General features: G+C 56.1%; 7 protein-coding genes. 4 read left to right on the top strand and 3 right to left on the bottom strand.

The annotated features are described in order from the left end of the window. Positions 1–340: 340 nt before the first annotated feature. The 3 genes from LIO64_RS00870 to LIO64_RS00860 all read left to right on the top strand — a co-directional run bounded on the left by LIO64_RS00870 (position 341) and on the right by LIO64_RS00860 (position 3,183). On the top strand, positions 341–1,840 hold the full coding sequence (locus LIO64_RS00870; RefSeq protein ID WP_290547564.1) for a sialate O-acetylesterase: 1,500 nt from the start codon (positions 341–343) through the stop codon (positions 1,838–1,840). 308 nt (positions 1,841–2,148) lie between these two features. Beyond that, the gene (nrdR, locus tag LIO64_RS00865) at positions 2,149–2,640 is read left to right on the top strand and encodes a transcriptional regulator NrdR (protein ID WP_290547563.1); all 492 of its coding nucleotides are present in this window, start codon (positions 2,149–2,151) and stop codon (positions 2,638–2,640) included. Positions 2,641–2,655: 15 nt separating this feature from the next. Further along, entirely contained in the window at positions 2,656–3,183 is a 528-nt protein-coding gene (locus LIO64_RS00860) for a hypothetical protein (RefSeq protein WP_290547562.1), read from the top strand. Between the two features lie 137 nt (positions 3,184–3,320). On the opposite strand, the gene sulP is transcribed toward LIO64_RS00860, so the two are convergent. The 3 genes from sulP to LIO64_RS00845 all read right to left on the bottom strand — a co-directional run bounded on the left by sulP (position 3,321) and on the right by LIO64_RS00845 (position 7,631). After that, positions 3,321–5,000: a sulfate permease gene (gene sulP, locus LIO64_RS00855; RefSeq protein WP_290547561.1), complete on the bottom strand. Its 1,680-nt coding sequence runs from the start codon at positions 4,998–5,000 to the stop codon at positions 3,321–3,323. A gap of 141 nt (positions 5,001–5,141) precedes the next feature. Then, positions 5,142–6,509, bottom strand: a complete 1,368-nt coding sequence (gene argH, locus LIO64_RS00850) for an argininosuccinate lyase (protein ID WP_290547560.1) — start codon at positions 6,507–6,509, stop codon at positions 5,142–5,144. A gap of 69 nt (positions 6,510–6,578) precedes the next feature. Beyond that, positions 6,579–7,631, bottom strand: a complete 1,053-nt coding sequence (locus tag LIO64_RS00845; protein ID WP_290547559.1) for a tyrosine-type recombinase/integrase — start codon at positions 7,629–7,631, stop codon at positions 6,579–6,581. A 253-nt stretch (positions 7,632–7,884) separates the two neighbouring features. On the opposite strand from LIO64_RS00845, the gene LIO64_RS00840 reads away from it, so the two are divergent. Further along, on the top strand, positions 7,885–8,478 hold the full coding sequence (locus LIO64_RS00840) for a hypothetical protein (protein ID WP_290547558.1): 594 nt from the start codon (positions 7,885–7,887) through the stop codon (positions 8,476–8,478). Positions 8,479–8,524 lie beyond the last annotated feature (46 nt).

The following is an 8,524-nucleotide window of genomic DNA, read 5'->3' as shown; positions in this document are numbered from 1 at the left end:
CAAGCCCCGCCAGGTCCCGTACCTCGCGGGGCTTGTTCGCTTCTTGGGAGCTCTCAATGGACTTAGTTGACTTAATGGACACTGTGGACGAGAAGGCCCACTTCTCCACATCTCCATAGCGTCCATAGCGTCCATAATGTCCTTTTTGTCTATTACGGCTATTACGGCCATGGGAACTGGTCTTTTCCCTTCCTCCACCTTCCTGGACTCACGCCAGGCAGTTGACGATTGAAAAGAAAAATTCCGGCAGTTATATTGCGTTCCGGTAATGGCAACTCAAATGAGATATTTCCTGTCTTTCCTGTTTCTGTGTCTTGTTTCAGTGTGCTCCGCAAAGGAGTTGAAGATTTTTCTGCTGACGGGCCAGTCCAATTCCCTGGGGGCTGTGAAGGGCAGTCCCGCTTCTCCGGAATTGTTGAAGAAGTATGAGCCGGAGAAAACGCTGTACTGGCATGAAAATTTCGGCCAAAGGGAAGGGGTGTTCCCCGGCGCTTCCACTTCCTGGGAACAAGTCAGGCCTGCCATGCCGCGCTATAACGGCAATTTGTGCATGGGGCCCGAGTACGGTTTTGCCTTTACCCTGGAGAAAAACGGGTGGTTCAGGGATGCGGACGTAGCGGTCGTGAAAGCCTCCAGGGACGGGGGTGACAATTCCCATTGGCAAAAGAACGGACAGGCGTACAAGGCGCTGGTGCAGGCCGTTAAAAACGCCTGTGCGGCGGTGGACAAGTCCAGGTATTCCAAGGTGGAGTTTGCCGGGTTGCTCTATTTGCAGGGGGAAAGCAATGCCGGAGCCGCCGTTCCGGAAAGCGCTTCCCGTTTCCTGGATCTTCTGGGCAATCTGGCAACGGACTTGAAACCGTATGGGGATACGTCCGCCCTGGCTGCGCAGAAAGCCGTCATTGGGGAGCACGCCAACTGGAGCGGAAAGAATGAAAGCGATCCGGAAACGGGCAATGTCACCGGCGGCCTGGAAGGACGGGATACCGAAGTTCAGGGAAAGACGTCCCACCGGCTGATGAAGGAGCTGGCTGCGTCCCGTCTCTCCCTGGGGTACGTGCCTACCAGGGATCTCCCCAAGCTGACTGCCGGAGACCAGATGGGAGTGCATTACAGCGGCCAATCCCAGATCAGCATTGGCGCACGTTTCGCCTATGAAGCCGCCCGGCTGGCCGGGAAGGATGCCGGAGCTGTCCGCAGCGGCCGTTATGAAGTCCCCCTGAGTTCCCCGGACGCCTGGATGAACCGGAAAATGCCGGGGAAAAACATGTGCGTGTGGAACGTGGCTTCTTCCGTAAAACCCAGCCTGGTATCGGGCGTGGTGAAGTTGTTCGGCATCCGGGTGGAGGATCCGGCCGTTGATACCGTTGCCATCCAGGGAAACGGTGCATCCGGAGACCGGTTGATGCTGGGGCCGGGTGGCATTCGCCTGGCGGAGGGGAAGAACTTGCAGTTGAAGACAAATGTACAGCTGGCGGGGCGCCAGTCCTGGATTATTCCGGGCGGCTCCACCGTGGAAATCAAGCCCCTGCTGCTCCCTGGCGGTCTGGACGGGAAAGTCCTTCCTGTCCGTTTGTCCGGCCAGGCGGAAGTTCAGGTGGCCTGCGGTGAAGGGAAAGCGGAGGATATGGCCCATGTGGTGTTGGAGCGTGTGCAGCCTGCTTCCCTGAAAGGCTCCTGGACCTTGTCCGGAAAGGTGGAATTGTCTCTGAAGGACATGGAGGGGCAGACTCTGAATCTGGGCAGGATCATCGTGAAGGACGGCGCTGTTCTGAATCTGAACGGCGCCAAATTGACTGCGGGCAGCGTCGTCAATCAAGGCGGTACAGTAAATCCGTGACGGATTGGCATGGGTGGCTTCCCCATGAGGCCCGGAGCCTGGGCTGTGTTTTTCACGGTTTTTAGTCTCGGTTGGAAAGAAATTAAAAAAATATGTCTTTCCTGCCGGACGGAGAGGAGTCCGGACGGCTCTTTATTCACAATTCCGGCATGCCCGCGAATCCGTGCAGGGACGGCGGAGAGAGCATTTTTACCCCTGTCTTATTCACAGGAAGTCTTGGTTGGGAAAGACTGACCATTAAGGCTTCTGTACTATATTTGGCGTACTTTTTCCTTTATGGATGCGTTATATGGTAGTATGGTTGTGCCATGAGATGCGTTCAGTGCGGTCATTTGGAGGATAAGGTCATTGATTCCCGTATGTCCAAGGACGGGACGACCATCCGCCGCCGCCGCGTATGCCTGAGGTGCGATTACCGTTACACGACCTATGAGCAAATCGAACGTACGGAGTTGCGCGTCGTCAAGAGGGACAACCTGCGGGAAGCCCTGAACCGCGAGAAGATTTTACGCGGCCTGGTGAAGGCTTGTGAGAAGAGGCCCGTGAGCATGGACCGCCTGGACCGTGCCGTGGAAGAAATTATTTCCGAATTGCACCGCGACCATTTGCGTGAAGTCCCCTCCAACGAGATCGGCAAGAAAGTGATTGAAAAACTATACGCCATTGATCCCGTGGCCTACATCCGCTATGTGTCCGTTTACCGCCAGTTTTCCAATGTGGAGGAGTTCATCCAGGAGATTACGCAGATGCGCCATCAAACGCTGATCGACCCCTTGCAGCGCAAGCTTCCCATCCTTTAAGTTCCCTATTTTTCCATGATCGGTTTTAGAAATAACAGACCACTGCTCAAGCTGGGTGATTGCCTGATCGCCGAGTACGGGGAACAGTGGCTGGCCGATGCCCTGGAACATGCCGCCCGCCGCGCCGGAACCACTCTGCCGTTCAAGGAAGACCTGCTGGCCTCCGTGCGCTATTATCTGGAACATGAGTGTGATTTGTCCGTCATGCGGGTGTCTGAGTTGTATGAGCGTCTGCGCCGCATGCTTACGGAGGTGGGCCTGGCCCATCTGGCAAGGGAACTGAAGGAAGAAACCCCTCCCATGACGGTTAGCGTGGCGGAGATCGCCCGCAGTGTGCCGTTCTGGCTGTTTTTTGCCTGTGAGCTGAAAAAGCAGGTGGAGGAATTGCAGGTACGCGGCATTACCAAGTACTGCTTTACGGGAAGAAAGGAATGCGTGATGGCACTTCAGGGAAGGAAGCGCTGGGACCGCTCCTGCCAGACCCTGCTGGAGGATCTGGATTTCCTCCTTTCCCGCTATGAGGAAGAGGAAACGGACCGTTGACGGATAAGCTTGCCGGAGCCCTGTTGCGCGGCGCTTCCGTTCCGGAATTCGCTTCAGCCGTATGGCAGGCATGCCGGAGGCAAGGGCTAGAAAGTCCATCTGGTCTTCCTACCTGACGCACGGGGGAATGGCAGCCGTTACAAGTGTTTTGGCGCCGGGCCGTTGATGATCTTGCGGGCGCGGAGCAGGGCGGCTTCAATATTCTCGCAAATATTGTAGCGCTTCAGCTCCCGGTAGAAAGGCGCGTGGCGGATGACATCCAGGGGCTGCGGCTGCACGCCGCAAACCAGCAGGGTGGAGCCGTGTTCCCGGCACTGGTGGCAGAAGTCGGAAAGAACGTTCAGCCCGGTGGCGTCCAGCGCCGGAACCAGCCGCATGCGCAGGATGACCACCTTGGTATCGTGTTCCAGCGTTTCCAGCACCTGGTCCTTGAATTGTTCCACGGCGCCGAAGAAGAAAGGCCCTTTTACGTCGAAAACTTCCACGCCTTCCGGAATGTCGAGCTTGGAGGTGGAACGGCCGTCGTCGTCTTCCCTGTCGCTGTCCAGCAGCTCGTTTTTAATGGCGGAGACATCGCTGATCTGGGCCATGCGGCCCATGAAGAGCAGGGCGGCGAGTACCACGCCCACTTCCACGGCTACGACAAGGTCCACAAAAACGGTCAGCAGGAAGGTAATCACCAGTACCGCCGCATCCTGCCGCGGTCCTTTCAGCAGGCGGCTGAACGTGTGCACTTCACTCATGTTGTAGCACACCACCGTCAGGATGCCTGCCAGCACGGCCAGCGGGATTTGCTGGGCATACTGGGCAAACGCCATCAGAATGGCCAGCAGGGTCAGTGCGTGAATCATGCCGGAGACGGGGCTTTTGGCCCCCGCCTTGATGTTGGTGGCGGTGCGGGCGATGGCTCCCGTGGCCGGAATGCCGCCAAACAGGGCGGAGCCGATGTTGCCGATGCCCTGGGCGATCAGCTCCATGTTGGGCTTGTGGCGGCCTCCGGTCATGCCGTCCGCCACGGAGGCGCTCAGCAGGGATTCAATGGCCGCCAGCAGGGCGATGGTGAAGGCCGGGGCCGTCAGCGCCCCCAGGTTATGCCATTCAATGTGGGGCAGTGAGGGGAGGGGAAGTGTGTTCGGAAGGCTCCCGAAGGCCTCACCGATGGTAGTGACGGGCAGAGAGAATGCCACGGAAACGGCTGTCATGCCCAGCATGCCCACCAGCATGGCCGGCACCCTGGGCCAGAAGCGGCGGCTCAGCAGGGTAATGGCAACGGTGCCGGCTGCCAGCGCCAGCGCCGCCCAGTTGATGGTGTGGAAATATTTAAAATAACACATCCATTTTTCAATGAAGTCACCGGGGATTTTTTCCGCAATGGCGAGACCGAAGATGTCCTTGATCTGTGTGGAAAAAATCACCACGGCAATGCCGGAAGTAAAGCCCGTGGTGACGGGGAACGGAATGAAACGGATGAGCGCCCCCATGCGGCAGAAGCCCAGGATGATGAGAAAGAGGCCCGCCATCAGCGTGCAAACCAGCAGCCCGGACGCCTGGTACTGTTCCAGCACGCCCATGATGATGATGACGAAGGCTCCGGTAGGGCCGCCTATCTGGTACTTGCTTCCGCTGAACAGGGAAATGAGGAAACCGGCCACAATGGCGGTGACGAGGCCCTGGGTGGGGGAAAGCCCGCACGCGATCGCAAAGGCCATTGCCAGAGGAATGGCCACCACGCCGACGGTCAGCCCCGCGAAGAGGTCTGCCAGGAAGGTTTGCTTGGTATAGGTCTTGAGAGAGGAAAGGAGAGCAGGTTTAAACATGACTGCCGGATGTGTTTTGGCCGGTCACGGTGTAGCGCCGCCGCCGGTGGGGTGAAGGCGTCTCCTGTTCCTGCGCCCGGAGGCGCGCCGCGGAGGCGGACGGCAGGCTCTCCGTTCCATCCGCTCCCCGGCAAGCAGGTGTTATTTGGAAAGGATGCCTTCCCAATAGGCAATGCGGCGGCGGGTATTCTCGGAATTCGGAGCCCCCGGGTTGGTACGCTGGGCGAAAGCTTTTGTCAATTCAAATACGTCGCGCGCGTCCGTTCCATACGCGTCTGAAATGGAGGCGAGCTGCTCGTCGCTCAACTGGTTGAGGGGCGTGCCCGTGGAAATGCTCATGGCGACGGCCTTCCCGACCAGCTCATGAGCCTTCCGGAAGGGGACGCCGCGGCGCACCAGGTAGTCCGCCAGGTCCGTAGCCAGCAGCATGGGATCGGAAGCCGCTTCCAGGGCGCGGGCCGTGTTGACCGTCATGGCGGCGATCATTTCCGCGTTCACGTCCAGGGCCAGCTTGACCGTATCGATGGAATCGAACAGGGGTTCCTTGTCTTCCTGAAGGTCGCGGTTGTAGGTCAGGGGCAGTCCCTTGACGGCCACCATCACGGCGGTAAGGTTGCCGTACAGGCGTCCCGTCTTGCCGCGGGTCAGTTCCGCCACGTCCGGATTTTTCTTCTGGGGCATCAGGGAAGAGCCCGTGGTGTGGGCGTCCGACAGGGTGGCAAAGCCGAATTCCGCGGTGCACCACAGGATAATGTCCTCACTCATGCGGGAAAGGTGGGCGCCGATCACGGCCAGGTCAAAAAGGGTTTCCATGATGTAATCCCGGTCCGCAATCGCGTCCATGGAATTCTCCGTAACGGCATCAAACCCCAGCTCCACGACAATTCCATGGCGGTCCAGGCAGATGGTGGAGCCAGCGATGGCTCCGGAACCCAGCGGGGAAACGTTCAAGCGCTTGCGGCAGTCCGTGAGGCGGTCCGCATCCCTGTTCAGCATTTCCACGTAGGCCAGCAGGTGGTGGCCCATCGTGACGGGCTGGGCGCGCTGAAGATGGGTGTAGCCCGGCATCATGGCATCCGCGTATTCCTTCGCCTTCATCACCAGGGCGCGCTGCAAGTGATGCACTTTTTCCAGAATTTCGTCAATCTCCGCCCGGCAGTAAAGCCGCGTATCCGTAGCCACCTGGTCGTTGCGGGAGCGTGCCGTATGCAGCTTGGCCCCCGGCGCGCCGATGCGGCGGGTCAGCTCGCTTTCAATGTTCATGTGTACGTCTTCCAGTTCCCGGCTCCAGGTGAAGTTGCCTGCCTCAATGTCCTTCAGGATGTCCTTCAGGCCGCCTTCAATGGCGTCGAACTCCTCCTGCGTCAGCAGGCCTGCCTTGAGCTGTGCCCGCGCATGGGCGATGGATCCGGCAATGTCCTGGCGGAAGAGCCTCCAATCGTAGGAGACGGATTCGCCGTAGCGTTGAACCAGATCAGCGGTGGGTTTAGAAAATCTGCCTTTCCACATGACCCTTCTGTTGTGCCTGAAGCCATGTGTTTTTGAAAGTCTGAAATGGGTAATGAGTTAATTAACTTTTCAGAATGGTCCGGTTTCCCTGACACTCCAGAACCGGGAAGCATCCTTCCGGGAAATATCCTGCATATTCAGGTAGCGGGATTTGAGTAGATGCAGTCCGGAATGGCCCATTTCATATTGCAGTTCCGTAAAATTGCGGAACTGCTTGGCATGGTAGCTTGCGTAGGTATGCCTCAGCACGTCTTGTATCCATGGGTTGCCGTGTCGGGAGCTCCATCCGGCATGATGTCTGATGCGCTTCCATTTTTCCTTCCAGTTAGGCGGACAGACAGGTGTCTCTTTTAGTAAAGGCAGCACGTCCTTGAGCAGTTGATGCAGAACGGGGTGAATTTGAACTTGCCGGCTTCCTCCTGTTTTGCTGTGAAGGGCTTTCAGACAAACCACCCGTTCTTCCAGATTGACGGCGTTCCAGGTCAGGCGTTCAACTTCCGCCGGACGGATACCCGCGTACAGCATCAGACCCAGCGGCGGGATGCATGCATTGCCGTAAAGCTGCCGGGCGGAATGGAACATTGATTGAATTTCCCGTATGGTCAGAGGGTGTATCGTTTGTTCATGGAGGGGAGGCAGTTCTATTTGCAGAGCCGGATTTTCTTCACACCAGCCGTGCTTGAACGCCGTGGAGAAAACGCCGCTTAAAATCACCCTTGCCTTGCGCTGCTGGCGGAGCGTGGGAAAGGTGCGCCTTATACAATTGGCGCATTCCTGCATGCGTATGGCCCTTAAAGGCCTGCGTCCCAACTCCGGACAGTGGTTCATTAGCCGTGTGCAAATATAGTTGATTTCCGCAAGCGTGCGCGGTCTGCGGTGCTGTTTGGCCCTTAAGGTTTCCTCCACCCCCTGGCGGAAGGAAACGGTTTTTTCCCGTTGATGCAGTTCCTTTTTTCCCAGTTGGATGCACATTCTGGCCCTCATGATGCTTTTTCCGCGGCCGCCCAGGCCCTGGTACAGTTCATGGACGAGGAGAGCCGCCTCCAAAATGCTGATTCCAGTATCTTCGATGAGTTTGATGGCGGCGATATTTGTTAATTGATCAGGGGTGTGCGTGGCCATGGCAGTTGATATTAGTGCCATCGGATTCACAATCCGTAATCAAGTAAAAAATGGGATGGCCTAAATTATTGCCTCATAAGTCCATACATTTATTTGAAAAGATTGGGAATCGGAGTGTTTCAGAAAAAGATTCGGGGTGCATGGATACAGATTCTTCTTATTCAACAGACAAATTGAAGCCTGTACGGATTGTGAATCCGTTACATTTGAAAACGTCAAGGGAAACTTTGATATTCAACAATTAATACCTATTATGAAGAAATATGTTTTATCAACATTGACGTGCGGGTTCATTCTCTCTGCCGGATTGGTAGACGCCGCTCCCCGGAAGGCTCTTTCCGATTACGCTACGCCGCCGACAAGTACCATCAAGGATACGGAATTGATGATTAATGCGGAATATACGGCTATTGACTATGATAAGGGAGATCCTGTCCCCGATCATTTATACGGGTTCCGGGTGGATTGGCGGCGGAATTTTGCCATGGAACAAAAAAGTTTTTGGAATGCCGGCATTTCTTTAGGCTATGCTCAGGGAAGCGAGCATGATGTGGACGTTTCTCACTTGACCTTGAATCTAGGCATTGATTTTAACATATTAGTAGGACAAAGAACCTATTTCTTCGTAGGTACTCGCCTTGGGATGAATCAGATGGAGTCCAAATGGAAGGATGCAGCTTCAGAGACAACCAATAGAGCACAAATGGGGTTGGGTCTAGGCATCAAGCATTATTTCCTAAATTCCAATAATTGCCTGATTTTAGGTGTACAGCGTATGATGGTTAATTGCCAGAAAGACGCCGTTTCTACGACGACAGCCTATCTTGGCTATAGCTTTGCCTTTTAGGTAAAATAAAAACGGGGAATGGGAATCGACTTGTTTTGCATAAGCA

This window comes from Akkermansia sp., assembly GCF_020860705.1.
GTDB lineage: Bacteria > Verrucomicrobiota > Verrucomicrobiia > Verrucomicrobiales > Akkermansiaceae > Akkermansia.
Note: the sequence above shows the minus strand (reverse complement) of the source record. Positions and strands in the feature narration are given on the sequence as shown.